The 26,386-nt window shown below is 40.7% G+C and carries 22 protein-coding genes and 1 pseudogene; 9 read left to right on the forward strand and 14 right to left on the reverse strand.

The annotated features are described in order from the left end of the window. Window positions 1-94: 94 nt before the first annotated feature. The gene (locus VK159_RS13920) at window positions 95-544 is read left to right on the forward strand and encodes a hypothetical protein (RefSeq protein WP_324230759.1); all 450 of its coding nucleotides are present in this window, start codon (window positions 95-97) and stop codon (window positions 542-544) included. Window positions 545-619: 75 nt separating this feature from the next. Here the strand turns inward: VK159_RS13920 and VK159_RS13925 are convergent, their stop codons facing one another. Further along, window positions 620-1,756 (reverse strand): arginase family protein, encoded by a 1,137-nt coding sequence (locus VK159_RS13925; protein WP_324230760.1) that lies wholly within the window; start codon window positions 1,754-1,756, stop codon window positions 620-622. A 178-nt stretch (window positions 1,757-1,934) separates the two neighbouring features. Here VK159_RS13925 and pheS point away from each other — a divergent pair, with 178 nt between their 5' ends. The 8 genes from pheS to VK159_RS13965 all read left to right on the forward strand — a co-directional run bounded on the left by pheS (window position 1,935) and on the right by VK159_RS13965 (window position 11,946). Continuing rightward, a complete protein-coding gene (gene pheS / locus VK159_RS13930; RefSeq protein ID WP_414672830.1) occupies window positions 1,935-2,966 on the forward strand; it encodes a phenylalanine--tRNA ligase subunit alpha in 1,032 nt (343 codons plus the stop codon). A gap of 126 nt (window positions 2,967-3,092) precedes the next feature. Then, the gene (locus VK159_RS13935; RefSeq protein WP_324230762.1) at window positions 3,093-3,941 is read left to right on the forward strand and encodes a 3-hydroxyacyl-CoA dehydrogenase NAD-binding domain-containing protein; all 849 of its coding nucleotides are present in this window, start codon (window positions 3,093-3,095) and stop codon (window positions 3,939-3,941) included. Continuing rightward, complete coding sequence (locus VK159_RS13940; protein ID WP_324230763.1) at window positions 3,925-4,257, forward strand: hypothetical protein; 333 nt, start codon at window positions 3,925-3,927, stop codon at window positions 4,255-4,257. The genes VK159_RS13935 and VK159_RS13940 overlap by 17 nt, the downstream gene beginning before the upstream one ends. A gap of 12 nt (window positions 4,258-4,269) precedes the next feature. Continuing rightward, window positions 4,270-5,325, forward strand: a complete 1,056-nt coding sequence (locus VK159_RS13945; protein WP_324230764.1) for an NAD-dependent epimerase/dehydratase family protein — start codon at window positions 4,270-4,272, stop codon at window positions 5,323-5,325. Window positions 5,326-5,779: 454 nt separating this feature from the next. Beyond that, window positions 5,780-7,267 carry an MFS transporter gene (locus VK159_RS13950; protein ID WP_324230765.1) on the forward strand — a complete coding sequence of 496 codons (1,488 nt, stop codon included), beginning with the start codon at window positions 5,780-5,782 and terminating at the stop codon, window positions 7,265-7,267. A 20-nt stretch (window positions 7,268-7,287) separates the two neighbouring features. Further along, window positions 7,288-9,042: an alpha-glucosidase gene (locus VK159_RS13955; protein WP_324230766.1), complete on the forward strand. Its 1,755-nt coding sequence runs from the start codon at window positions 7,288-7,290 to the stop codon at window positions 9,040-9,042. Between the two features lie 5 nt (window positions 9,043-9,047). Beyond that, on the forward strand, window positions 9,048-9,998 hold the full coding sequence (locus VK159_RS13960; RefSeq protein ID WP_324230767.1) for a carbohydrate kinase: 951 nt from the start codon (window positions 9,048-9,050) through the stop codon (window positions 9,996-9,998). 4 nt (window positions 9,999-10,002) lie between these two features. After that, on the forward strand, window positions 10,003-11,946 hold the full coding sequence (locus VK159_RS13965; protein ID WP_324230768.1) for an alpha-amylase family glycosyl hydrolase: 1,944 nt from the start codon (window positions 10,003-10,005) through the stop codon (window positions 11,944-11,946). Between the two features lie 3 nt (window positions 11,947-11,949). On the opposite strand, the gene VK159_RS13970 is transcribed toward VK159_RS13965, so the two are convergent. The 13 genes and pseudogenes from VK159_RS13970 to VK159_RS14030 form a co-directional block, all read right to left on the reverse strand. Further along, complete coding sequence (locus VK159_RS13970; RefSeq protein WP_324230769.1) at window positions 11,950-12,219, reverse strand: hypothetical protein; 270 nt, start codon at window positions 12,217-12,219, stop codon at window positions 11,950-11,952. Continuing rightward, complete coding sequence (gene treF, locus VK159_RS13975) at window positions 12,212-13,708, reverse strand: alpha,alpha-trehalase TreF (RefSeq protein ID WP_324230770.1); 1,497 nt, start codon at window positions 13,706-13,708, stop codon at window positions 12,212-12,214. The genes VK159_RS13970 and treF overlap by 8 nt, the downstream gene beginning before the upstream one ends. A 2-nt stretch (window positions 13,709-13,710) precedes the next feature. After that, window positions 13,711-14,976 carry an MFS transporter gene (locus VK159_RS13980; RefSeq protein WP_324230771.1) on the reverse strand — a complete coding sequence of 422 codons (1,266 nt, stop codon included), beginning with the start codon at window positions 14,974-14,976 and terminating at the stop codon, window positions 13,711-13,713. 63 nt (window positions 14,977-15,039) lie between these two features. Then, the gene (locus tag VK159_RS13985) at window positions 15,040-16,032 is read right to left on the reverse strand and encodes a LacI family DNA-binding transcriptional regulator (RefSeq protein WP_324230772.1); all 993 of its coding nucleotides are present in this window, start codon (window positions 16,030-16,032) and stop codon (window positions 15,040-15,042) included. Window positions 16,033-16,158: 126 nt separating this feature from the next. Then, the gene (locus VK159_RS13990; RefSeq protein WP_324230773.1) at window positions 16,159-17,709 is read right to left on the reverse strand and encodes a phosphatase PAP2 family protein; all 1,551 of its coding nucleotides are present in this window, start codon (window positions 17,707-17,709) and stop codon (window positions 16,159-16,161) included. Window positions 17,710-17,742: 33 nt separating this feature from the next. Then, a complete protein-coding gene (locus VK159_RS13995) occupies window positions 17,743-18,675 on the reverse strand; it encodes a transporter (protein ID WP_324230774.1) in 933 nt (310 codons plus the stop codon). 39 nt (window positions 18,676-18,714) lie between these two features. After that, window positions 18,715-19,815 (reverse strand): hypothetical protein, encoded by a 1,101-nt coding sequence (locus VK159_RS14000; protein ID WP_324230775.1) that lies wholly within the window; start codon window positions 19,813-19,815, stop codon window positions 18,715-18,717. A gap of 37 nt (window positions 19,816-19,852) precedes the next feature. Beyond that, window positions 19,853-21,181 carry a vanadium-dependent haloperoxidase gene (locus VK159_RS14005; RefSeq protein WP_324230776.1) on the reverse strand — a complete coding sequence of 443 codons (1,329 nt, stop codon included), beginning with the start codon at window positions 21,179-21,181 and terminating at the stop codon, window positions 19,853-19,855. A gap of 190 nt (window positions 21,182-21,371) precedes the next feature. Then, window positions 21,372-21,932, reverse strand: a complete 561-nt coding sequence (locus VK159_RS14010; protein WP_324230777.1) for a hypothetical protein — start codon at window positions 21,930-21,932, stop codon at window positions 21,372-21,374. Between the two features lie 21 nt (window positions 21,933-21,953). Further along, a complete protein-coding gene (locus VK159_RS14015; protein WP_324230778.1) occupies window positions 21,954-22,610 on the reverse strand; it encodes a beta-phosphoglucomutase family hydrolase in 657 nt (218 codons plus the stop codon). 162 nt (window positions 22,611-22,772) lie between these two features. Continuing rightward, on the reverse strand, window positions 22,773-24,815 hold the full coding sequence (locus tag VK159_RS14020) for a glycoside hydrolase family 65 protein (RefSeq protein ID WP_324230779.1): 2,043 nt from the start codon (window positions 24,813-24,815) through the stop codon (window positions 22,773-22,775). 103 nt (window positions 24,816-24,918) lie between these two features. Next, window positions 24,919-25,848, reverse strand: coding sequence for a hypothetical protein (locus VK159_RS14025; RefSeq protein ID WP_324230780.1), 930 nt, complete (start codon window positions 25,846-25,848; stop codon window positions 24,919-24,921). A 24-nt stretch (window positions 25,849-25,872) separates the two neighbouring features. Next, window positions 25,873-26,386, reverse strand: a pseudogene (locus VK159_RS14030) (hypothetical protein); the annotation flags it as partial.

The following is a 26,386-nucleotide window of genomic DNA, read 5'->3' on the forward strand; positions in this document are numbered from 1 at the left end:
ACAGTTTTCGTTGGTTACATTAGGTATGCCACACCTGACAACAACGTGCAATTTTCGCAAGGCCTCTAAACAGGTATGGTATACCTTTGAAGCGATGACGCTGAAAGAAAAAATACATAAAGCCTGTGTTGAAATTGTACAGCAAAAAATTAATGTGCTGCAAAAAAATCTGCATGAATTATCAGATAGTGCAGGTAACGAAACCAAACGCACTGCCGGCGATAAACATGAAACTGCCTTGGCCATGCTGCAGATTGAACAGGAAAATAACAGCCGTCAATTAAAAGAAGCATTGCAGCAAAAAGCAACACTTGAAAAACTTGATCCACATTTGAAAACTGAAACAGTAGTTCGTGGCAGCCTTGTGCATACCAACAAAGGCATCTTTTACATCAGTCTTGGTTTGGGTAAATTGAAGGCAGATAATGAAACTTTTTTTGCTGTTTCACCGGATGCGCCACTGGGAAAATTATTGTTGATGAAAAAAGCAGGTGACGCATTTCAATTCAACAACACATCTTACGAAATTCTTTCGGTAGAATGATTGCTCACAGATTTCGCAGATGTACACTGATAAGAAAACATCTGTGCAAATCCGTGCAATCCGTGAGCAAAAAAATCAATCTCTCTCCTGTGCCCGCAACCAACGCTCCGGTATTTCGCTATGTATCGCTAATTGATAATCGGTAGCACTGCAGGCAATGAACTTTTTATTCGGCATCTGCATCCACCAACGGCCGGTTTTATGACTGCGTAAGAACAATACATCGGCGTCATTGATGGTCGTATGGTATTCGCTGAACTGATGACGGTCTTCCAGCGATGCTTCTGTTTTTCCTTTGCTCAACCCATCAATAAAATACCAGATCATCTGTGCAATCTGTATCGCTGTTAATTCATCCACATCAAGTTTTGCATTGTAACCATAAATACCCAGCGTACTTAACTGGTCGCTCAATCCTGCATATCTGGTAAGTGTGCAGATATCCTGTCCGTTTAATCCATTAGGCGACGTACGGTTGGCAGGTGCATATGCATTGGCCATGGCCGCAATATCAATACTCAGCAAATCGCTGCTGCGGATCACAGGTTCCATTTCTTCCAATGCCTCTTTCACCACGCCTACACGAAAACAATCGAAACGCAGGCGATCCATTGTTTGCAGAATGGTTGGGTGTACATAATAACTCTGGAATGCCATGTGGTTGTAGTGTCGGATAAAATTCGGTTCACCCGTCAGCATCTCCATCAAAAAGTTTTCGCTGCGTACAGGCGTATCGTTACTCAGGTTGATGAATGCATCCACACAACTTGCTTCAATAATTTGCTTGCGTTGCACATACGCACCATATTGTGCCAGCGTAAGATCATGACTGCCGCCAAGGATCAGCACTGTTTTCTTTGCATCCACCAGTTCTTTGATCACCGCTTTGGCAGCCGCATAGGTATCTTTCAACGCAGCCCCCGCCATCACATTACCAATATCAGCAATTTTCACATCGGGGTGCCAGTTGTACAAACGGTATAAATTTTTACGGATGGCAGTTGGCGATTCACCCAACGACACACCATTGCCCGTGCCTCTTTCATCGGTGACGCCTACGATCACCAGGTCAATATCCGTCAGGTCGGGAAACAGGAATGCATAGGTTTGGATATGCCGGCCCAGTTGCGCCTCATTCAATTCTTCATCGCCCAATACTGCTGAAAGATCAACCGGCTGCAAAAAATCTTCAATCATCTGTGAATCACTCATGTGTTTTCGTTTCGGTGGCAAACATAAGAAAGAAGGTACAAGAAAATCCAAAACCCAAGGCACAAAGAACAAGGGACAAGAAAGAAGAGTATCGGACATAGCTGGAATTGTCCTGTTTTATCCATCCCGTAAATCGGCAAATCCACCCAAATCGTGGTTCAGACCTTATCTTTGCGGCATGGAACAGGTGTTACAACAGATCGAGACTTTAAAGAAAGAAATTGAAACGTTACAGATCGATAGTGCAAAGACACTGGAGGAGTACCGGATTAAATTTCTTGGCACCAAAGGACTGGTGAAATCGCTCATGGGCGAAATGAAAAATGTGGCCAACGAACAGAAGAAAGCGTTTGGTCAAACGATGAATGAATTCAAGCAGTTTGCGGAAGCAAAATACGAAGAGTGGAAAGCATTGACCGGCAACGGCACTGACGATACTGCAACCAAAATTGATCTCACGTTGCCTGGTGACGCTTTGCCTATTGGCAGCCGCCACCCCATCAGCCTTATGCGCAACCGCATGGTGAATATTTTCCAGCGTTTGGGTTTCTCTGTTGCAGAAGGACCGGAAATTGATGACGACTTTCACAATTTCACCGCTCTCAATCTCCCCGAAAATCATCCTGCACGTGATATGCAGGATACATTCTATATCAGTACTGATCCTGCATGGCTCCTGCGTACGCACACGAGCAATGTGCAAATTCATGAAATGCAAAAGGGCAAACTGCCTATCCGCATTATTACACCGGGTCGTGTGTATCGTAACGAAACCATCAGCGCAAGAAGTCATTGCTTTTTCCACCAGATCGAAGGTTTGTATGTGGATGAGAAAGTAAGTTTTGCCGATCTCAAGCAAACACTCTACTTCTTTGTACAGGAAATGTTTGGCAAAGATGTGAAGGTTCGTTTCCGTCCTTCTTATTTCCCGTTCACCGAACCAAGTGCCGAGATGGATATCAGTTGTTTGTTGTGTAACGGCGAAGGTTGCAGTGTTTGTAAGAAAACAGGTTGGTTAGAAATTTTAGGTTGCGGCATGGTGCATCCGAAAGTATTGGAGAACTGCGGCATCGACAGTAATAAATATTCAGGCTTTGCTTTTGGTATGGGTATTGAACGCCCTGCCTTGCTGAAGTATGGTATTAAAGACATTCGCCTGTTTAGCGAGAACGATGTGCGTTTCCTGAAACAGTTTACAGGAGCAGTTTAAGAAAGTTGATAGTGGATAGTATGAACCCGGCTGTAGTAATACTATTTAACTTTTGTTGCGTCGTACTCTTGTACATTAAACTCTCTAATCAACACTAATAAAAATTTCCCTTTAGGAGATAAGAGTATGGTTCAGACAATTTGCGTTTGCGGTGCTGGAACAATGGGCAGCGGTATTGCACAGGCTGCTGCACAAAGCGGCATTTATACATTACTCTTCGATCTGAACACGGAAGTATTACAAAAAGCTGAAGCCGCAATCAATAACAACCTTGAAAGTTTAGTCGCAAAACAAAAAATAACAAACGAGCAACGCACTGCAATAAGAGGAAATATTCAATTCATCAGCGACATCAACAGTTGTATTGCCGATGTAATTATTGAAGCGATCATTGAAAAACCTGAAGCGAAAATCGCACTCTTCAATCAACTGGCAGAGATCAATCACAGCGATACAATTTTCGCAAGTAACACTTCATCGCTCTCCATTTCACTTTTACAAAAATCCATACAGAAACCACAACGGGTTGCAGGTTTGCATTTCTTTAATCCTGCCACCATTATGAAATTGGTGGAAGTGGTGCGGGGTGAACAAACAAACGAAGAGGTAATTGAGCAACTGGTTGCGTTAACAAAACAGATGAACAAAACTCCTGTTATCTGTAAAGATTCACCGGGTTTTATTGTGAACCGTGTTGCCCGGCCTTATTATATCGAAGCATTGCGATTAGTAGAAGAAGGCGTAGCCGATTTTGCAACAGTAGATGCATTACTGGAAGCAAGTGGTTTTAAAATGGGGCCGTTCAAACTCATGGATCTTATTGGCAACGATATTAACTATGCTGTAAGCTGTAGTGTGTATGAGCAACTCGGTGAACCCGAACGCTTGAAACCATCACCTATTCAAAAAGAAAAAGTAGAAAAAGGAGAATTGGGAAGGAAAACGAAGAAGGGTTACTATGATTACGGTAACTAAAAAACTTTCTTTTAATAGCAACCTTATGATCTCACGTTTAATTATAATACTAGAAAAAGTTAGGGATAAAGTATCCGATGAATCAGATGTTGTTTGGGCGGGCTATGATACTGCGAAAGAATTACGTGAAGAAATTCAACTATACATTAATGAATTATCAGTCGGCAACTTACAAAGTCTGAAAGCCATAGATAGGCATTTCGCTCCAACCTCTACACTTCAGGAGCATTCAATTTCAAATGGTTGGTCTGATGAATATTTAAGACTGGCTGAAAAATTTGATGCCATCTACTCAAGTTTAAAAAATCACAGCTAACATTGTACAATAATGCACGAACCAAATAATCAAGCTGGCAATTCAAATCAAGATGCTAATAACTCCCCTTTAGGGGTTGGGGGCATTTTCGTTACCGGCGGCGCAGGCTTGGTTGGCTCGGCTTTATTGAAACAGTTGTTGCAGGAAAAGCAGGGACCGATTAAAGCATTGTACCGTACTTCGATGCCGTTACTGTTGAGCGAAGAAGAAAAACAACAGATCGAATGGATCAAAGGCGATGTGCTTGATGTAAATCTTCTCAGCGATATTATGCAGGATTGCAAACAGGTGTACCATAGTGCAGCTGTAGTTTCATACCACAGCAGTCGTAGAGAGCAGATGTACAAGATCAATATTGAAGGCACAGCCAACATGGTGAACATGGCGCTGGAGAATAATATTGATAAGTTCATTCATGTAAGTTCGGTTGCAGCTGTCGGTCGTTTGCGTCAAGGCGAGCTCATTACTGAAAAAACAGAATGGACTGAAGAGACGAACAATTCACACTACGGCAAAACAAAATACTTATCGGAGATGGAAGTATGGCGTGGCATTGGCGAAGGTTTGAATGCAGCAATCGTTAACCCATCTGTGATACTGGGCGAATCGAACTGGGAAAATGGTTCGGTTGCTATCTTTAAAAAAATACATGATCAATTTCCCTGGTACACGAATGGTGGTACCGGCTTTGTTGATGCAAAAGATGTAGCTGCGGTCATGATCCGTTTAATGAACAGCGATATTTCATCTGAGCGTTTCCTGTTAAGTGCCGAACATTTAAGCTTTCGTGAACTATTCACCAAAATTGCTGATGGATTTGGTGTTCGTGCACCGCAACGTTTAGCAAAACCGTGGATGGGCAATCTTGTTTGGCGCATGGAAGCACTCAAAGCTATGTTCAGTAATAAAGAACCCTTACTAACAAGGGAAACAGCCAGCACCGCCCAGGTAAAAACTTTCTACGATGCATCGAAAGTGCAACAGATGTTACCGGGTTTCAGCTTTACACCTATCGATGAAACGGTGAAGCGTACCTGTAATTGGTTAAAAGATCATTACCGTTTGTAATTACTAGCCGCTGACGGGGCTGCTCATTTCATATGAAAATTTATCAGTCACCATTATTACTTTTTGCGTCTGTGCTTATTTTATCAGGCGTTTTCCATGCCTTTCATTTTATCTTCATAAAAGACAGTTGGGCGTTGTTATATACTTTGCCTGCCTTAATCATCGGAGGCTTAAGCATCCTGCTTTTCTTCTTATTGCGAAGCTTTTTCAAATCCAACATAAAGCATCAGGTTATTGCAGAATCAGTCATCCTTATCCTAGGTATATCCGTTCTTTATCTTCTACTGCATTAACATGCTGTAGGTTGCCATGCCTGAACACTTACTAATTTCCAACATCAACCGTTTGCAGTACAGAGGCATAAAAAACTTGGTTTATCTTCATAATGATTGCTGCCACGTGCAGTTGTGTGTAAGATTTAAACCAACTATTGCCTCAACCCAAGTAACTGCACATGTCTATTTCCAAACCCCATTTAAGTTTTTGGCAGATCATTAATATGAATGTTGGCTTCTTCGGCATTCAGTACAGTTTTGGTTTGCAGCAAAGTGCTGTTAATCCTATTTATGATTTCTTAGGTGCAAAACCCGACGAAATTCCCTGGCTCAATTTAGCCGGGCCACTCACCGGTTTAATCATTCAACCAATTATTGGTGCCTTGAGTGATAAAACATGGCATCCACGTTTTGGCAGACGCACACCCTACTTTTTTATTGGTGCCATGATCTGCAGTGTTGCATTATTTTTATTTCCTTTCAGCAGTGCATTATGGATGGCAGCAGGATTATTATGGATACTGGATGCAGGAAATAATACGGCCATGGAACCCTACCGTGCATTCATTGCTGATAAGTTAGATGCATCACAACAACCCACCGGTTTCCAGGCACAGAGTTTCTTTACCGGTTTTGGTCAAACACTGGCGAATGTTTCCCTCTTTATTTTTCCATTGATCTTTATTGGTAAAACGGGTAAACTTCCTACATGGGTGTTCGCTTCTTTTTTTCTTGGTGCAATTTGTTCAATCGGTTCTATATGGTGGAGCATACGTACCACACCGGAAATTCCGCCAAGTAAAGATGAATTGAATGCTCTCAATGAAAAGAACAAAGGAATGCCGCATCCGGCCATACAATTTTTTCTTTCGATCATTACAACTGTAGTTGCCTACATCATCATCGCCATCCTACTCATTCCTTCTTTGTTTGTAAAAGGATTGTTGCGTCGTGTATTAAACTACGCAGAAAAACATCCCTCATTGAAAATTCTCTTTGCACAGAATATTGAAATAGTAGATGCCATTACTCAAATGCCCAAAGTTATGTGGCAACTGGCGCTGGTGTATTTGTTCCAGTGGTATGCTTTGTTTTGTTATTGGCAAAACTCATCAAAGAGTATTGCTTTATCAGTCTGGAATACTACACCTGAACAAAACCCGGAATTATATGAAAAAGCCGTTGGCTGGACGGGTCTCGTAAATGGCTGGTATAATATTGTTACGTTCTTATGCGCATTCGGTTTGGTGTACTTCGCAAAAAAATATTCACCTAAGCTGGTGCATTTTGGTTGTTTGATACTGGCAGGTGTTGGTTTATTGTTCTTCCCCTTTATTGAAAATAAATACCTGCTGTTTCCTGCTATCACCGGTTTTGGAATTGGTTGGGCAAGTATGATGGGTATTCCTTATCTCATCGTGGTGAGTAAAATTCCAAAGGAACGTTATGGTGTTTACATGGGTGTTATTAATATGATGATCGTAATACCCATGTTTATTCAAACAACTACATTCGGATTTATTCTCAAGAATTTTTTGAATAATGATCCGGGGAATGCGATTGCATTTGCAGGCGTATTCCTGGTGATAGCTGCGTTACTTACGTTATTCATTAAATCAGATAAGCCTGGAGAAGATGTGGTGTTGATGGGCGGTGGAGGTCATTAGCGAATATTAAAATAAAGAGTATGAAGAAATTCAGTTTCTATATTGTTTTGAGTTGTTTGCTCTATTTGTCATGCAATAATGCGGAAACAAAAGAAGAACAAACAACTGATCTTAGCACCAAACGTACATGGTGGAAAGAAGCTGTTGTGTATCAAATTTATCCACGCAGTTTTAAAGACAGTGACGGTGATGGCATCGGTGATCTGAAAGGCATTATCTCCAAACTCGATTATATTAAATCACTCGGTATTGATGCAGTATGGTTAAATCCTGTTTACGAATCACCCAATAAAGACAATGGTTATGATATCAGTGACTATCAAAACATCATGAAACAATTTGGCACAATGGATGATTTTGATGTGTTGCTGAAAGGTTTTCATGATCGGGGTATAAAAGTCATGATGGACCTTGTACTCAACCATTGCAGTAATGAACACAAGTGGTTTAAAGAAGCCAGTAAATCACGCAACAGCCCTTACTATAATTATTTTCATTGGTGGCCTGCGGAAAAAGGTGAACCACCTTACCGTTTCAGCATCTTCGATGAAAAAGGTTATGGCTGGGAATACAACAAACCTACCAACTCTTATTACCTGCATTACTTCGGTGATTTTCAACCGGATCTTAATTGGGAAAATCCTGAGTTGCGTAAAGAGATCTATACCATGATGAAATTCTGGGGTAAGAAAGGAGTGGATGGTTTTCGTATGGATGCATTTGCGTTCATTTCAAAAGATACTACCTGGCCTGCACTGCCTGCTGAGTACAATGGTAACTGGACTTTGTATTATGCAAGTGGTCCGCATTTGCATGAGTACATACAGGAAATGAATAAAGAGGTATTAACCCCTTATAAACTCGTCACCGTTGCAGAAGCAATGGGCGATGTGCCACGTGTAAAACTGTTTGTTGATGAAGACCGCAACGAACTGAACATGGCTTATAATTTTGAAGCCATTGATTTTGGCTATTTACCGAATGAATATAAAATGCCCGATCCTAATGGATGGGATCTTGTGAAGTGGAAAGACATTTATAAAAAATGGGATAGCGCATTCATAGAAAAAGGATGGGGCACCATGTATCTCGGCAATCACGATCAGCCACGCATGGTTACACGTTGGGGAAATGATGCACCGGAGTTCAGAGAATTATCATCAAAAATGTTAACTACGTTTATTTTGAGTATGCGTGCAACACCCTATTATTATTTTGGTGATGAAATTGGTATGAGTAATATCAAGTTCGATAAACTGGAAGATTACAATGATGTGGAACTGCACACAAACTATGCGCAGGTAAAAGCAAACGGCGGCGACATGAAACGTTTTCTTGAAGGCATGAAAATTTCTTCCCGTGATAACGGTCGCACACCCATGCAATGGGATACAACAACGGGAGCTGGTTTTACAACAGGTACGCCGTGGCTGAAAATAAATCCCAACTACAATACAGTGAATGTTGCTGCCGCAGAAAAAGATGCAAACAGTTGTCTGAATTATTTCCGTAAGATGATCAAGCTTCGGAAAGATAATGAAACACTTATTTACGGAGCGTTCACATTGGTTGATGCTGATAATCCTGATGTATTTGCTTTTACAAGGGAATTGAAAGGAAAGAAATTTTTAGTATTACTCAATTTCAGGAATAAAGATGTAAGTGTAAAAGCCGGAGCTGATGTAAGTAAAGCTGAAGTATTGATCAATAATTATACAACAGCTCCGGTTGCTGATAAACTGCGGCCTTATGAAGCGGTTATATTTAAATTGTAAAAGACATGAAAATTCTGTGCATAGGTGAAGCGTTAATTGATATGATCTGTACTGATAAAGGTTCTTCTTTATCACAGGGTGAACATTTTCTGAAAAAACCCGGTGGTGCGCCCACAAATGTTGCTGCGGCCATTGCTGCATTAGGCGGCGAGGTTGATCTTTCAGCAAAAGTTGGTGCCGATCCTTTTGGTGATCACCTGGTACAGGTGATGAAAGAGTTTGCTGTTAACACCAACCACATGTTACAGGATAAAAATAGTTTTACCACGTTTGCTTTTGTATCACTCATGGAAAATGGTGAGCGTGATTTCTATTTCAACCGTGGTGCCGATGGACAACTTAGTGAAGAGGATGTTGAGAAGATCGATCTTGCTGATTATTCTATTGTGCATTTTGGTTCGGCAACTGGTTTTCTGCCCGGGCCATTGCATATGGCTTATCTCAACTTGCTATCCCGTTCACTGAAACAAGATTGCTTTGTAAGTTTTGATCCCAACTATCGACATTTATTATTCAGAGATAATACTGAATCATTCATTCTTCAATCGTGGCATTTCTTGCGGCATTGTCATTTTTTTAAAGTGAGTGATGAAGAAGCAATCATGTTATCGCAAAAATCAACAGTGCAGGAAGCTGCTGCGTACTTTCTCAAAAACACAACTGCTGTATTTGCCATTACACTTGGGAAAGATGGCACCATGCTTGGCTTGAATAATCGCACAGTTATTATTCCAAGTATTCCTGTTCAACCTGTTGATACAACCGGAGCAGGTGATGCATTTACGGGTGCCGTGTTGTATCAATTGCGGAACTACAGTTTACAGCAGATTAAAACGCTTGCAGCAGATGATTGGAAAATCATCATCACCAATGCAAACAAAGCAGGTGCACGCACCTGTGAATATCTCGGCGCTATGGAAGCCTTTAAACATTTAAGTAACGACATTTTCAACTAAGGTTATGTACACGTTCGGAGTTCATGAACATATCAATGCGCTGCTCAAAGAACATCAGATAGATGTGGGAGGAAAAGATAACCAGTTTTATACAAGGTTTCTTGCAGACACGTCCGCCATCTTTGAATTGTATCTGCAACTGTATGAGCATTATCCTGCTGCAGAAACATTGTTTGATGAGTTGATCACAACCATCATCCAAGCTTACAAACAACGCCCTGCAGTTTTAAAGCAACGTGATATTCAAAAGCTGGAACAGGAATATTGGTTTCTCAGCAACAAGATCAATGGGATGAGTTTGTATGTTGATCGTTTTTGCGGTAACATCAAAACACTCGAAACAAAACTTGATTACTTCGAAAATCTAGGTGTTAACTTTCTGCACCTCATGCCGGTATTTGAAAGTCCGGTGAATGAAAGTGATGGTGGTTATGCTGTTTCAAATTTCAGGAAAGTAGATGATCGTTTTGGTTCTCTTGAAGACCTGTTGCATTTACAGGATGAAATGCGGAAACGCAATATGTACCTGATGATCGATATCGTCCTCAATCATACATCACACAAACATGAATGGGCACTAAAAGCAAAAGCAGGGGAAAAGAAATACCAGGATTATTTTTATTTCTATCACGACAGAAGTTTGCCAGATCAATATGATAAAACAATGCCGGAGATCTTTCCTGAAAGTTCGCCTGGCAGTTTTACATACATAGAAGAATGTAATAAATGGGTGATGACGGTGTTCCATAACTATCAATGGGATTTGAATTACACCAACCCGTTGGTATTTATTGAAATGCTTGATACCATTTTCTTCTATGCAAATCTTGGTGTAGATATTTTACGGATTGACGCACCGGCGTTTATCTGGAAACAACTCGGTACTACTTGTCAGAATTTGCCACAGGCACATACATTGTTACGTTTAATTAAGCAATGTGTACAGGTAGCATCGCCGGGTATGGCATTGTTGGGCGAAGCCATCGTTGCACCAAAGGAGATCATGAAATATTTTGGTACGGATAACTACACAGCACGTGAATGTGATTTTGCGTACAATGCTACGCATATGGCGTTACAGTGGGATATGCTGGCAACGGGTGATACCAAAGTAATGCTGGCGGCACAACATGAACTTCTCCAAAAACCTTATGGCACTTCGTGGATCACTTATACCCGCTGTCATGATGATATTGGTTTGGGTTATGATGATAGTATGATCGAGCAGGCAGGTTATAATTCATATGCGCACCGAAAGTATCTGAAAGAATATTATTCCGGTGTACACCAAAGTTCGCCTGCAGTTGGTGCCTTGTTTTCGAGTAATCCCAAAACGGGTGATGCACGCATCAGCGGATCACTGGCTTCGTTATGTGGATTAGAAAAAGCAATCAATGAAAAAAATCAAGCAGCAATCGATCTTTCCATTCAGAAAATAGTCATGATGCAGGCACATAGTTTCTTTCTTGGTGGTGTACCGATGATATTCTATGGTGATGAAGTGGGTTATACCAATGATTATTCTTATTTGCAGGATGCAGGGAAAAGTTATGATAACCGTTGGATGCATCGGCCGGTCATTGACTGGACTAAGAATAAAAAAGCCGAACAAAAAGGAACTGTTGAAGAAACTGTGTTCAGCGCTACAAAAAAGTTGTTAGCAATAAGAGGGCAGTTGCCTGTTGTAGCTGATCGAAGCAATCTCATTTGGCTTACACCGCACAATGTTCATGTAGCAGGTTACATCCGGCATACAGATGAGCAACGCTTGTTCTGTGTATTTAACTTCAGCAATGCAGTAGCCTATTTAACCTGGTATGCATTTAAAGAAAAAGGGAATCCACCAACAACTTTAGTTGATCATTGGAGTGGAAAAACGTACGAAGTGGGACAGGATCATGAATTTTTGGTGTTGCCTCCTTATGGATTTGCTTTGCTGGAAGGTTAGATATCAGCTAACCAGTTTTTGAAACGACGAAAGTGGTACGTTGCCAACTACTTCACCTTTTACTTCCACTGCAATTCCATTCCTGTACTTGTGCAATTGTAAACGTCCTTTAAAAATACTGCTGCTTTCTGTTTGAAGAAATGCAGCAATTGCTTTCTTTCGTTCAATCCTGCATACCCATTCATGACCCGATTCAATTATCACGAAGCAAAGTTTACCATTGTATGATTCAACAGAAAGTGTAAGTGATTTATTTAACCTGAGGCTATTCATACTTCTTCATTAAAGCCAACAAAACTCCATTCGTCCAACCAAAACCATCCTGACCTGCATACTCACCACCACCGGCTTCTAAATGTGTATCAACAACATTGTATTTCTCCATCAATTTACCGGTGCGTTGATAGACATCGGTGTTAAGTTGTATCCATCGTTTCGCAACTGCGGCGGCAAGTTCAGTATGACCATAATTTTCCAAACCAATCACACTCATCCATTGCAAAGGAGCCCAGCCATTTGGTGCATCCCATTGCTGACCTGTTGTTTTCAATGTTGTTGTTAATCCGCCATCTTTTAAAAATTCGCTTTCGAGTGTAGCAGCCACTGCATCTGCATGTTCCTGTGTAGCCATTTTAAAAAACAAAGGCGCAACTCCTGCCAATGTTTTGATCTGCTTTTTAGAATGGCTCACACTATCATAATCAGTAAAGAACTGTTGCGATTCATTCCAGCAGTAATGATGTATGGCCTGTTTTCTTTGTGCTGCTAAGTCAAGATATTTCTGAGCAGTTTTATCATCGTCTTTTAACTTGTAAGCCTTGGCAATAGTTTCTTCTAAATGAAACAGTAAACAGTTAAGATCAACAGGTACGATCTCTATGGTATGTATCGTCGCAAAATCATCTTCTGATTTAAACCATCGGCAACTATAATCCCATCCCGATTCTGCACCGGCACGTAAATGTGCATACAATGCTTCTGTTGGCTGTTTGGCTGCATGCATCAGTTCCACATCTTCACGATACGATTCCGGTCTTGCAGTATGATATGCATCACAATAGCGATTCAGCAATTCACCTTCTTCCATCAACACAAGATGTTTTTCGAAACGATGCTCAGCAGAAATTGAATCAGCACCCATCATCCAGAATTGGTATTCTTTTTCTAACGCAGGAAGATAGTTGGCAAGAACTGCTTCACCTTTAATTTCCATCATTAACTCCACCATCAATGCATAAAAAGGAGGTTGTGATCGTCCTAGATAATAAGTGCGGTTTCCATTTGGAATAAACCCGATTGTATGAATAAGATGCGTGAAATTGTTCACCATGTTCCCGATCATTTCATACATACCCGATTCTTTTAAACCAAGCATTGTGAAATAACTGTCCCAGTAATACACCTCACCAAAACGGCCGCCGGGAACAATGTATGGATTGGGTAATGGTATCAATGAACCTTTTTGTTCCGCATCGGGTTTACGTGTGAGTACCTTCCAAAGTGAATGAATATGTTCTTTTACATCCTGCAGCGCATCAGTATGATAATCGCTTGCAAAAACATGCGGCAACTCAAAATGTGTTGTTACAAATGAACGCAGATCGAATCCCGGCTGTGATTTACCCTGCTGGTATTCAGCAAGAATAAGTTCGACGGATTGTTTTGGAATGCAATCAACAAATGTTTTTCCATCTTCAAATACCTGTTGCATTTGCACATCCTCAAACAAAGGACTCAATTCAAAAATTTCTTTCTGTTTCACCGTCAATGTCCTCCTTTCATTTTAATATCAACTACAGCACCTGTTTTTGGCTGCAGTCGTTTGAACACGTATAATAACACGATCAAAATACAAATGGGTACTAATGAAAAATAGAAAGCAGTTTGTCCGCCATATGCTTCAAAAATATTTCCTGTAATGATGGAACCTGTTGAGCCCCCTAATGCAGAGAATACCACAATTAATCCACTCATTGAGCCATGACGATGTGCAGGAAGGTTGCTTAATATAACAGAGTTGATGGCCGGATAAATTGGTGCAAGAAATAATCCGATCAACGGAAAGATAAATGCTACCAACGGAACATCTGCCAAGCTATTAACGGTTATTCCTGTAATATTCTTTGTTAACGGAACAGCAAGTAAGACCAATGTACCGGCAGCAAGCAGACAAACAACTAATACGATCAACCAATCTGCTTTTCTTAATATCAACCCTGCAAGAAAACGACCCAATGCAATTGATGCTGATAGAATACTCGCCATTTGTATACTCAGGCTTGTGGAAAGTTGCAACACATCCTTATTGAACGTAGGCAACCAGCTCATAATACTTTGTTCGATCAACACATAAAAGAATGCACTGAATATAAACACAAGTACAAGCGGTAATAAAATAAGTTTCAGCATTTCTACAAAATCATCAGCTGCTGACTTTGATTGCTCTGCTTCTTTAATACTTGATTCATCAAGCTTTGTAGTGAATAACAATAGAAATGCAACAACGGCCAGTCCACCCAAAATATAATAGGTATTGAACCAGGTTGTTGATTTCGGATCATTATTATCAACCATTGATGCAAACAGGAAATAACCGGTCAACACTCCAACCATAAAAAATGATTCGAGGAAGTTCATGAAGCTGAGGTGTTCATTCTTTGATTTAGTGACCAATCCAATAGTTGCGAACACACTAACCTTGATCAATGCAAATCCCACACCTGCCGCAGCAAATAACATCTTCGTCATAAAAAAACTACTCACCGATGGAATGATCAAACACATCACGGCGATCAATCCCAGTGAAATGAGCATTGTTTTTTTATACCCGATCTTGTTTACATAAGAAGCAATTAAAAAAGAAGTGATAGCAATACTAAGATCTTTAAAAGCTTCAAGCACACTGGCCGAACCTTTTGAAACATCAAAGTTTGCCTGCACTTGCAATATAACAGTGCCTACACTGTTAAGCAGAATTGCAAAAACAAAATAATTAAGGAAGAGTGAGATCTTAATGCGGAGGTTGGTCATGGCAAGTAAATGAAACGTGTAATTAAATATACCCGTTACCCATCACTTACCAAAGCATTTTCACTATAAAGAACCACCTTTTACAAGTATTGATTCAACGCAAACGTTTTCGGAAACTTCTTCCCCTTTTAAACGACCCAGCATTTGAGAAAAAGAGAGTTTTCCGAGCTTATAACCACTTGTTTCAACATAAGTAATGATGGGGTTATACATGGTGGGAATAAAGCCATTGCTGATACTGATGACAGCAACATCTTCCGGTACTTTTAAATTCAGTTCATGAATTGCACGCATCACACCAATTAAAATAAGATCGCCCATACAGAAAATAACATCAGGTGGGTTTGCAGATTGCAATGCTTTTAATGCAATTTCTTTTGAAGGTTCAGGTTGCTCAGGAAAATGAAGTGTTATGGCGGCAGAAGGCAATTGCTCTTTGAATGTATCAACAAATGTTTTACTCCGCACTTTTGAAATGCTGAGATGTGGATGGCCAAACAATGCCAACACATTTTGTTTCTTCTTTTCAATGATGGCTTCAGCAGCAAGCCTGGCAGCATCGGCATCAGATAAACAAACCGTATAAAATCCCTTTTCTTCCGGCACACGATCAAAAAAGATGACAGGTATTTTCAGGTCTTCCAGTTTATGAAAAGGTGCCATATCATCTGTGGCAATTGATACTGTTGCAAAAACACCCATCGCCATATTCTTGCGGAAGATGTTGAGATTAGCTGTTTCAATATCAACATTATCTCTCGACTGCATGATCATTACCGAATAACCAAACTTACGTGCTTCATCTTCAACAGCAGCAATAAATGAATCATAAAAAAAATTATCGATCGATGGTACAAGCAATCCTAATACATTACTTTGCCTTGTGCGCAATTGCACAGCATAACTGTTAGGCTCGTACTCCATTGCTGCTGCCAGCTCCTTTACTTTAAGTTTAGTAGCAGCAGAAATATCCGGATGATCTTTTAATGCACGTGATACAGTTGAGATACTGATACCAAGGGCCTCGGATAACTTCTTTAAAGTACTTTGTTGCATAGTTGTAGCCTCATCAATAGTTGGCCTAAAGATAGCTTTTCCCACAGCAATAAAAAAAGTGAACTGTTTCAATGAAATCGCCCCTGTAGAAACAGGGGCGAGACAATTTATACTACTGATAAAAAATTAATTCGCTCCATCAATATTTGCCCTGGCAACAGCATAGCCACCAATTACATTACCACATTTCAACCCTTCTTCACAATCACTTCTGTAATGGATAGCACCATATAATCTTGAAAGCGATGCTTCTCTTGCCATTGCCTCATAAGCCGTTTTACGCTCAGGAATAATTCTTCCTAAAATTGTTGCAGCTGCCCCACTGAATGTAGAATGTCCGCTTGTATAACTTGGAAAGTTCGGTAAGCCAGTCCATGTTTTTATTTCAGGATTTACTTGTGACGGACGTGGATTGAAATAAAAAAACTTTGCATCCCAGCAAGCCACGGCTGCATCCATCATACTCATGTTTAATAATGCCATGTTACGTGCCCAACGCACTTCGCTAAAACGCTGCTTAATAAAATCATCAGCAGCAATTGCATTCCAATGACCGGGAGGTGTATGCGTTGCCAAACCATCGGCCCAATAATGCACTTTAGCCAATTCTTCTCGTGTTGCATTTTTGCTATAGTGCAATACTTCTGCTACTTCCTGTTTGAATTTTTCTGATTTTGTTGAAGGTGGCGGACCGGGACGTACAGCCGTTACCATTGTAGCTGAATCGAACAACCAGGTACGCACACGACCGAACAATGGTAACATTGCCGGTCGCTTTGGTGATTCCATGCTGATCCATGGAATTTCACCCGCTGCAGCAGTTTGTGTTTCCATCTGTTGCCAGATAGCCGGTGTGCCAACAGCAGCACCGGCTCTGTCGCCTCTTGCACGTGTAACAAATTTTTGAGCAACCAATCTTCCCAATGCTTCACCTGCTTCAATATCACTCCGCACATTCATACCGGCCATAATTCTTGCATTCTTATGTTCAGTTGCTAATTGTTGAATAGAGGCTTGCTCACCGGGGAAAAATAATTTCAGCATTTCAACCATTACACCAACCACTACTGCATCTTCACTTGGGTACGATGGAAGATCAGTTTGCGGCAACAAGGTTGTAATAGTGTTGTTGATCTTATATGGTGCAGCACGATTGTATAATTTTTTATAATGCCATGCTGCTACCAACGCATCATATTGCGCAGCACTAACATAAGCATAGGCACGTGATGCATACGGTGGATTGGCAAATGGAAATTGCGGATTATTAAATGGATTGTTTGCATCAGGAACAGGATACGTGCCATCAGGATTTTGATAAGGTGGTAAATTATATTTCGCCACCAGGCCACGCATAATTTCATTCCAACGGAATACGGCACCTGCACTCCAGTAATTCATGCGCTCCCTTTGTGCAGCCGTCATTGATTGTTGATAGCTTTTAATTTCGTTCAGTTCTGCTGTATAGCCCGGGCCACTTGCTGCACCGGGTGCTGTTACAGCAAACTCATCCGGTGCTGCCAGCAGAACAGGCTTCCATGTACCTGCATTGAGATCAATGTTTGCAGGATTTAATGAGGGCGCATTTTTTGTGCGTTCTGTAATTTCTTTACTGCACGATGAAACTGTAATACACAGCAGCAGCGCAGCAGTTATTTGTTTTATATTGATGTACATCGTTTCGTGTTTTGTGTTAGATCAATTTGCGTTTTACTTCGTCGCTTTCTCTTTTTTGTTTAGATCGAATACATAAAACACCGCTCCGTTTACATTGAAGCTTTGCCCCATGTTTCGTCCAGCCACTACCTGACTTGCTCCACCGGTTAAAGAAAGCTGTGGTTTTTTTCGAAAAACAAATTTGAAATTGGCACCAAGCGAAGTGGCGTTCATGCGGTTGCTGACAAAAGGCATATTGTTTTGTGTGATATCAAAACCACCTTTTGTTGTCCAATTGTTCAATACAGCTTCAGCAATCAACCATTGTGTACGGTAACCGGCACGAATATTATAACTCGTTGCATTCGGCATCTTTACTTCATTGGAAAGAATAAACTCATCCGTATAATACGAATCACGATCAAGGGTTACATTGCTTCTGTATATATATGTAGCAGATGCTGTTGCAAACCATTTACTATCGTAATAATAATCCAGCATCAATCTGGCCATTGCTGTTTTACTTTGCAGGCCGATAGAAAGCGGTAACAGATCAGCATTATAGTTGCTCATTGGCAATGAGCCTCCCAGCAAGCCAAATAACGCAATGCGGCTGTTATTGATCTTTTGGTTGATGGCCCGATACTTCAGCATTAAACTCAGATCCTGCATGCCGCTTTGTCCTCTTAATGTTCCGGCACTTGCTTTTGTAACAACATACGGTACATTAAACAACACATTCAGTTTATTGGAAACACCGTAGTTACCCATAACGGCAAACATTTGTGTGGATACAGTTCCAAGATTGAGGTTTTCTCTTTTCTTTGTGCCTTCCCAATAATTTTTCCAACTGCTGTAGGAATAACCGGGGCCAACACAAAACGCATTTTTCTCCATCATGATGGCATCAATATCTGTTTGGGCAAACGATTGCCTCGTAATACTACATAGCAATATTGCCCATACTATTTTTATAGTCAATTTCATGTGATGATAATTTTGCAACAACTGTTGCTGTGCTAAAAATTAGAATTTTACTGTACAGCCAATGTTAATAGAATAATCGGCGAACGCAGCATCGCCTTGTGCAAACACACCGGTTGCTTTTGTACGCATTTTATCAGCATAACTCTGTGTGCGGTTTTTGCTGAACCAATACGGAACTGTTGCAAACAAGCTCGCTTTCTTAAACTGATAGGCAACACCGGGCTCTACACCAAGTATGCGACCAGGTCTGCGGAATCCGCTGCTGCCACCAATGAGATCTTCCGAAGGAACTGCTTCTAACCGAACACCAGCTGATGCCGAGAAGGCACCCACCATCAGGTTCAATCCGCCACGCAGCATATATTGATCGGGTACACTCATTACACTGCTGCCGTATAAAATATTTGTAGCAGAAGTTGTACCACCTCTTGCAGTTGACACCCCGTTGTGTTCACGTGGGTTGCTGAGGTAATAAAAATTACCATAGGCACTCAGGGCTTTTGTAAACACATAATAACCATTCAACTCCAGTGAAATACCTGTACCGCCATCACCCAACTGGATCGATTGATCAACCGGGCCTAACACTTTTGTTGAATCGTTTTTCCAGAAGAAATCGTTGTAACGGTAATCGCCAGTAGGAAGTTTTAATCCCAATCCCACCTGTATATTTCCTTTTTTGCTTTTTACGGGATCGAGCATCCATCGGTAAGCAGTAATACGGATATCACCCATTCCGAAGGTTGTTGTTTCTCTTCTTGCATTTGGATTGGTACTAGTGTTGCCATAATGCTCATACATTGATGAACGACGATTGGAAATGATAGGTACATTTACAGCAAGCGACATGCGATTGTTGAGCTTACGAACCAGTGTAAGATCAAGTGCATGCTGCCAGTTACGTACATCGGTACCTTCTTCCACACGATGCTTTTGTTCTTCTGTTCCTACGAAGTGACGGAATGAATGAAAATAACGGTAACCCGTTGTTAATTGCCATTTGTGATTGTCTTCCGCTTCGGCATGACTTACGGTACACATGGCTCCATTGCTGCGCACAGCAACACAACCTTGTGCATTTACTTCAGCAAAAGCAGAGATGATAAACAGCAGTAACCCTGCATATATAATACGTTTCATTGTTTGGTTGTTTGGTTGATGAAAAAATGATCGACTTTTATTGAACTCTCAGTTTCAATCGGCTTACGATCAATTCGCCTACTTGTTTTCCAACTTTTAATCCTTCGTCATTATCAAACCGATAATGAATGCCGCCATACAATCTCGACATAGCTGCTTCCGCTGCTGCTGAACGGAATGATTTGATCTCACGGTTCGCAATACCAAACTCCAGTAAAGAAGTATCGGTAAACGAAAGCTGATCACCAAACCACGACGTCATTGTTTCTGCTGCAGCAGATGAGTTGGTTGCATGGCCGCTTACATACGAAGGAAAAGGAGGTGTTTGAATATAAGGACGCCATTCCTGGTCTACATGTTTATTAATAGCTGTTTCCGGGCGAACGTAATTGCTTTTATACTTTTCTTCCCAACCACGAATGAATGCATCAAAAAATGCGATCGATGTAATGGCATATGCACCAACGGTTGAATTAAAATCTGCATTCGCAGCTTTTGCTGCTATGCCTACAATATTCAACCAATGGCCGGGAGGAGAAAATTTCTTAGTAGCAAACATTACATGTCCGCTTACATTCATCTTAAACGGATTGTCGTCCCAAAAATCAGCGATGTGTTTTTGTTCTTCCGTTAAACTATCGCCCACATTTTTTACTTCCATCAACGCCTTGTAGTAAGTGCTGTTTTTATTTGTAACATCAAATACCGGCGGACGTGGAATTTCAAATTGCGAAGAACTGTCTAATACCATTGGGCGAATTTTGCCCCAATGTGGTTCCACCGCAGTTGCATACATAGGTGGTGTAGGTAACCAACGGCCATTTTCTTCACGCACGGTGAATTTTTCTGCGCCACGTGTTGCAGCGTAGTTGTCGCCTTTGCTCCATTTGAGAATGCTGGCAACGATCGTATCCGAAAAAGCAATTGTATTCTCCAGCATATCCGATGGCATACCTGCTGAATCAGCATTTGCCTTCAGTTCATTGTAATACTCCATCATGCTTCCTTCAGGAAATGTAACAGCATTACCAACCTTTGTAAATGCAAGCAATGCAGCCAAAGAAAAATCGATTGGTGCTTGTGTTGTATCAGGTTTCGGCATTGGCGGCATATGTTTAATTTGACCACTCATGCTTCTGTAATTCTTATCGCCGGCAGCTACACATTCGTATGCTGCAATATTTGCATACACATAATTACGTGCTGCGATCATTGGTGGAAAATTATTTTCCAATACAACATTGTTGAGTTTCTTTACTGTTCTGCTGTATAATAAAGGATCATTGGTATATGCCTTATAGTCACCTTTGGGTTTGCATGCTATCATGAAAACTGCAACGATTGCTGCAAATACAATTTGTTTCATCTGTCGATCTTGTTTTTTTGTAGTGGTCTTTTGTGCGGCCTTCAACTTCATTGGCGTCGCACACTTCAAATGTGGAATACTGTTGTGCTAACCCATCCCTTTGATCATATTATTTATGCAAAGCTCTACTACCCTCGAAGGAGGGAATAAGCAGCTTGCACATTCATTAAATAAAAAGAATGGGGAGCAATTATGCTGTTACTTCCGGAGGTTGTTCTGCTTTTAGAATAAACGCAGACAGAGTAGTTGCTGAAAAGGTATGGTTGAATGGTTGACGCAGCTTGTCCAATACGTCTAGCGACCAATGGCTTAACTGCTCACAATAGTCAAATGAAAATGTTTTGTACGATGGTGCAGGTTGCTTACCTGATTTTTGTTTCTGCTGAGTTTGCAGATCGTTTACTAGCTTAAAGAAATTCTCACGTGCATTTACCAAACGTGCTTTGCCTTCATCGGGAATACACTTGTAGATCATTTCACCGCCTTCGAGTTTGCGCTCTACATATTTGTAATGCATTCCGTTGATCGTGATCTCGCCACTTACACGTTCAAATTCCTTCCAATCGGTTTGATAAGGCAAGTTTACCGGTGCACGCACTTCAATTAATGCAGCCGCATCATATTCTTTGTTATCAAGTTTTTGTTCGAAATGTGTATCGGCTTTTTGCTGTACATAATCCATTACAACCCGGTAACCAAACCAGTTAAACAGAAGAATAGTTAGGAAAAATATGGAAGCAATGATACGCAACAGCAATTCGTTTTTGGCTGACTAAAGATAAAGGAAATCCCTTACCTGCAAAGCATTTAACGAAGGAACAATTTTTAATACATTACCATATTCCCCGAAATCGTTTGCAGAATAATGACCTGTGATGGCAACCGCTTTCATGCCTGCTTTTTGAGCAGCTTCTACGCCTTTGGGTGCATCTTCAAACACAATACATTGTTCAGGCGGGGTTTGCAATGCATCGGCCAATTTCAACCAGGTTTCGGGATGTGGTTTGCTGAGTTGTACATCATCAGCACCAATAATAGCATTAAAGTAGGAATGCAGCTGCAATTGATCCAATGCAAAATCAATATTGGCCTGGTTGCTGGCGGTGCCGATGCCCATTGGTATTTGCAGGTTGAACGCCTCCTCCAAAAATTCCCTTGCGCCTTCCAGCACAGTTATTTGTTTGCCGTAGAGTTGACGGTAACGTTCTTCTTTTGCATCCACAATTGCTTTGGCTTCTTCTTCGGTAAATATTCGGCCTGGAATAAGGCGGTTCATGAGTTCGGCACCATTGCCGTATAATTCATTCATCAATGCTGCACCTTCCAGTGGACTACCCATTTCCTGTACGACCATCTGCCATGTTTTAAAATGCCAGGGCATGGTATCGATAAGTGTACCGTCGAGATCGAAAAGAAAGGCTTTAGTCATACTGCAAAAATAAAGCCGTTGGCTTTTTTGTTATAGCGTTGTTGGCGGGTTTGTAAGTAACCTGTGACGTAGCGATTTCTCCTTTGTCGAAATGACGGAACTCCCAAGTGTTTACATCATCATTTAACTAAGCTCATTCAATAACTCAGCTCATTAGTGCCGTTACCTCTTATTCACAAACGTCTTCTTCTGCACACCAACACCCGTAATCGTTACACTCTTCCAATTAGCAGGCAAAACCGTTTTGATTTGTGTAATACCTGTCGGCGTAATTTCTAATCCACCAAAACCCATCAGCACACTTTGTAAAATTCCTCCCGCACCTGTTGCAAAATAAGGATTGGTTCCGCCTTTTGTCTCTGCAATTACACGAAACGGCGGATTGAGATTGGGGATGAATGCATCTTTAAACCAATGATAGGCTTTCTCCTGATTGCCGAGCCTTGCATACAAGGTGGTAAACACTGCTTGCGTCATGGCAGGTGTTCCTTCGTTTGGTACACGTTGTTCATAATATTCTAAATCTTTCATTATTGATGCTGCATCTTTCACTTCTTTCAACGGATACGCCAACAAGTTTACATCGGCCTGTTTAATTCCTTCTCCATTGTAGGTTGCATGTTCTCTTGTTACTCCATCAGGAAATTTCAACACCGGAATATTATTCGCCACATTCATCCAATCTGCATTGGGAGTAATACCCAATAACTTCGCTGCTTCTGTTGCAAATTGTAAGTTGGCTTTCGCCGCTGCATTGGTAAATGCATTGTTATCTACATTCTCGGCCCACTCATCGGCAGCTACTACATTTTTAATATCATATTTACCAACACCATTCCGTTCAACACGACTAGCCCAAAAATCAGCAGTTGCACTAATGATGGGATATCCTTTTTCACGCAGCCATTGCTTATCCTGTGTTACACAATAATAATTCCATGCTGCAATCGCCACACATGCTGTAATGTGATGTTCAAACGGACCACTCAATGCCCACACCGGTGTTTCCTCCACGCCCGTTTCTGCACTTTCCCACGGATACATGGCTCCTTTAAATCCTTTACTGAATGCATTTCGTTTCGCTGCTTCCAATCGTTGATAACGATATTCCATCATGCTTTTTGCCAACTCCGGTTTTAATACGAGTAATGCAGGATACATCCACAATTCTGTATCCCAAAACACATGGCCATTGTAACCCAGGCCACTTAATCCCATTGGCGAAGGTGATAATGCTGTACCTTCTCTTGTAAATGAATATAAATGGTAAAGCATGCTGTTAATGTCTTGCTGATCCTGCGCCGCGGCTGCATCGCCTTCAATGGTAATGCGACTGCTCCACAACTCATCCCATGCCTTATTATGAAACTGCAGTAAACGTTCTCTTCCTTCGAGCTTTGCATAAATAGTTAAGCGCTCTGCTTCATTCAACGGATCATCATGATGTGCAGAAGTAATAGATGAACCAGCAATCGAATAACGATAGGTTTCACCGGCTTTTAATTGCTTACTGAATTTTACGAGATGCATATTGTTATCCCACATTTCATGGATCACTCTTGGTTCGCTTCCGTGATGTTCAGAAAATAAAAATGTATTGCTTGCACACATCAGCAATTTACCTGTCGGGCTTTTTGCAGATGATGTAAGTAAACTCATGGTTACATGCGGACGATCAATTTCATTGTAGTAATTCTGAACATCTTTCAATGCATCCGGTGCTTCCATTACACTGGCGCCGGTGATGTTGATATTCTTTTTCGGTATAATTGTAATATCCATCAGCACAGTAAACGGTAACTGACGTAAGGAATAATAAGTATAAGTTACTGTTGCTTTATCAGCATAATCGAATGTGGTGGTGAAGCTGGCATGTTGCATATCCAGTTCCTGTTTCATATTGGAAGCTGATTTTGCATCGATGCGTTTGCCATCAATTTCAAGATAACTGTTGAGTAAATTGAAACTCTTTAAAAAATTACTTACACGGCCCCGACCATACAGATCGTATGCACCCGCCAACACTACTTCTTTCACTTTAAACGGTTCGGGTGATGATACCACACCGATCATGCCATTGGCAACGGTGATGCCGTAGTAATTATTCGCATCAATTTTATCGGCAGAAATTTTCCATGGGTTGATGGTTTGTGCTGTTGCAGAAAATGCTGCAAAGAGCAATGCAAGTATTGTTAATCGTTTCATGGCAACCTTCGTTATTGGCAGAAAGATAGATACTAATAGTGAAAGGATGAGAGCCGATTCTCATTTGAAAAACTTGCAAACGATTGCGATGGAAAATTCTATATCAAAAGATGGGATAATACAAACGTGTAACCCATTTTGCGGTATCCCGTTCTGCTCTTCTGTCTGTGATCATCAATTCAAATGAAATAGCAGGAGAGGTAAATTGATAATCTGATTTGAATTGTTCCAATGATTTTAATCCGTTATTAATTGTTGCCCGGCCTCCATGCACTTCAGCAATTAATGTATTCCCTTTTACCATTTGCTTAAACGAAAAATTACCTGCATTGTCGATCACTTTGTCAATAGGTAACGCTACCATTATTTCAAAATGAGAGGTATCCAACTGTTCTATGTGCATCATGGGAGGATTTACCTGCTTTGCATTTTTTGTATTTGCATACAGTCCTAACTGGTCAATCATTTCATATACCTCAGCTTCCGATGGATGATGGTTAAATGTCTTTCGTATTGAAATAAATAATGAATCGGGAATTCGTCCATCTGTTATATCTACACCATAAATATTTTTCCTGTCTTCTGCAAAACTGATGAGCTGTAGCAGCAGTTCATCAATCACTGTATCATATTTTTTCATCATCTGCCATTTCCTGAAACGGGTAAAGGGATTCATTCCTGTTGCAATGCTGCTGATCAATGTGATTTTTGTTTTGGTTACCGAATCCTTTACAAAGCCAATTTCATTGAAAATAGTATCATCCTCTTTTAAAGCATCAAATGTTACGGATGTATAAGTCGCTCCACCGAGTTTCAGTTGATAATCCTTGTATTGAATAAGATCAGATGTAAATGACTCTTTGGGCAACCACTTGATCCAACCTTGCTTATTACCAACTAACAACAATATATTTTTATCAATGCATTTAACTGATACCGTTTTGCTGTTTGTAATTGTTGATGGAATAAATACATAAATAAATACAAGTAAGATGATAAGAATAAATACCGCTATAAATACCACACGTTTCATGACCCTTTCGTTGTTTTAGTTATTTTATCGTTTAATGAGCATCAGGCTATCGTTGTTTCGGGCAAGTAAAAATGCCTGCTGTTTGTTTACCTGTATCGATTTGATTTTTCGTACCTGCCCTTTAATAACGGGCTTTAGTGTTGCGATTTCAAATTCCCCTTCCCCTTTATTGAGAAGCACTGTACCATAATCAGCATCGTATCTACCCATTTGAATATTATTTTCCCTGAAGTTTCCTCCCAATAACAGATCGGGAAGTTTATCCCCATTGGCATCGAATATAACAGCAGTACGATAGGTTGTTAACTGTGCCTGCCATGGAAAAGACTTCATGGTAAAATTCAGTTGTCCGTCATTGATTAATACGGCGTTCTCAAAACAATCGGCACTATACGTTACAGAATTACTCAACATCGATTTACTGAATATGTCGGTAAGTTTTGCTTTTGCAAAATCATCCGCATAAAGAAATTTCTTTTTCAGGAAAGGAAGTTGCTTTTCGAGTTCTCCTTTATTAGCAAAAGGAATTTCTTTCCCG

Source organism: Lacibacter sp., assembly GCF_035299325.1.
GTDB lineage: Bacteria > Bacteroidota > Bacteroidia > Chitinophagales > Chitinophagaceae > Lacibacter.

Bases quoted from the DNA above. Each gene is read 5' to 3' on its own strand.
- VK159_RS13995 (WP_324230774.1), bottom strand. From the start codon at position 18,675: ATGAAATTGACTATAAAAATAGTATGGGCAATATTGCTATGTAGTATT.
- VK159_RS13965 (WP_324230768.1), top strand. From the start codon at position 10,003: ATGTACACGTTCGGAGTTCATGAACATATCAATGCGCTGCTCAAAGAA.
- VK159_RS13945 (WP_324230764.1), top strand. From the start codon at position 4,270: ATGCACGAACCAAATAATCAAGCTGGCAATTCAAATCAAGATGCTAAT.
- VK159_RS14015 (WP_324230778.1), bottom strand. From the start codon at position 22,610: ATGACTAAAGCCTTTCTTTTCGATCTCGACGGTACACTTATCGATACC.
- VK159_RS14025 (WP_324230780.1), bottom strand. From the start codon at position 25,848: ATGAAACGTGTGGTATTTATAGCGGTATTTATTCTTATCATCTTACTT.
- VK159_RS14020 (WP_324230779.1), bottom strand. From the start codon at position 24,815: ATGAAACGATTAACAATACTTGCATTGCTCTTTGCAGCATTTTCTGCA.
- VK159_RS13990 (WP_324230773.1), bottom strand. From the start codon at position 17,709: ATGTACATCAATATAAAACAAATAACTGCTGCGCTGCTGCTGTGTATT.
- VK159_RS13920 (WP_324230759.1), top strand. From the start codon at position 95: ATGACGCTGAAAGAAAAAATACATAAAGCCTGTGTTGAAATTGTACAG.
- VK159_RS13980 (WP_324230771.1), bottom strand. From the start codon at position 14,976: ATGACCAACCTCCGCATTAAGATCTCACTCTTCCTTAATTATTTTGTT.
- VK159_RS13955 (WP_324230766.1), top strand. From the start codon at position 7,288: ATGAAGAAATTCAGTTTCTATATTGTTTTGAGTTGTTTGCTCTATTTG.
- VK159_RS13935 (WP_324230762.1), top strand. From the start codon at position 3,093: ATGGTTCAGACAATTTGCGTTTGCGGTGCTGGAACAATGGGCAGCGGT.
- VK159_RS14000 (WP_324230775.1), bottom strand. From the start codon at position 19,815: ATGAAACGTATTATATATGCAGGGTTACTGCTGTTTATCATCTCTGCT.
- VK159_RS13970 (WP_324230769.1), bottom strand. From the start codon at position 12,219: ATGAATAGCCTCAGGTTAAATAAATCACTTACACTTTCTGTTGAATCA.
- VK159_RS13940 (WP_324230763.1), top strand. From the start codon at position 3,925: ATGATTACGGTAACTAAAAAACTTTCTTTTAATAGCAACCTTATGATC.
- pheS (WP_414672830.1), top strand. From the start codon at position 1,935: ATGGAACAGGTGTTACAACAGATCGAGACTTTAAAGAAAGAAATTGAA.
- VK159_RS13925 (WP_324230760.1), bottom strand. From the start codon at position 1,756: ATGAGTGATTCACAGATGATTGAAGATTTTTTGCAGCCGGTTGATCTT.
- VK159_RS13985 (WP_324230772.1), bottom strand. From the start codon at position 16,032: ATGCAACAAAGTACTTTAAAGAAGTTATCCGAGGCCCTTGGTATCAGT.
- VK159_RS13960 (WP_324230767.1), top strand. From the start codon at position 9,048: ATGAAAATTCTGTGCATAGGTGAAGCGTTAATTGATATGATCTGTACT.
- VK159_RS13950 (WP_324230765.1), top strand. From the start codon at position 5,780: ATGTCTATTTCCAAACCCCATTTAAGTTTTTGGCAGATCATTAATATG.
- VK159_RS14005 (WP_324230776.1), bottom strand. From the start codon at position 21,181: ATGAAACAAATTGTATTTGCAGCAATCGTTGCAGTTTTCATGATAGCA.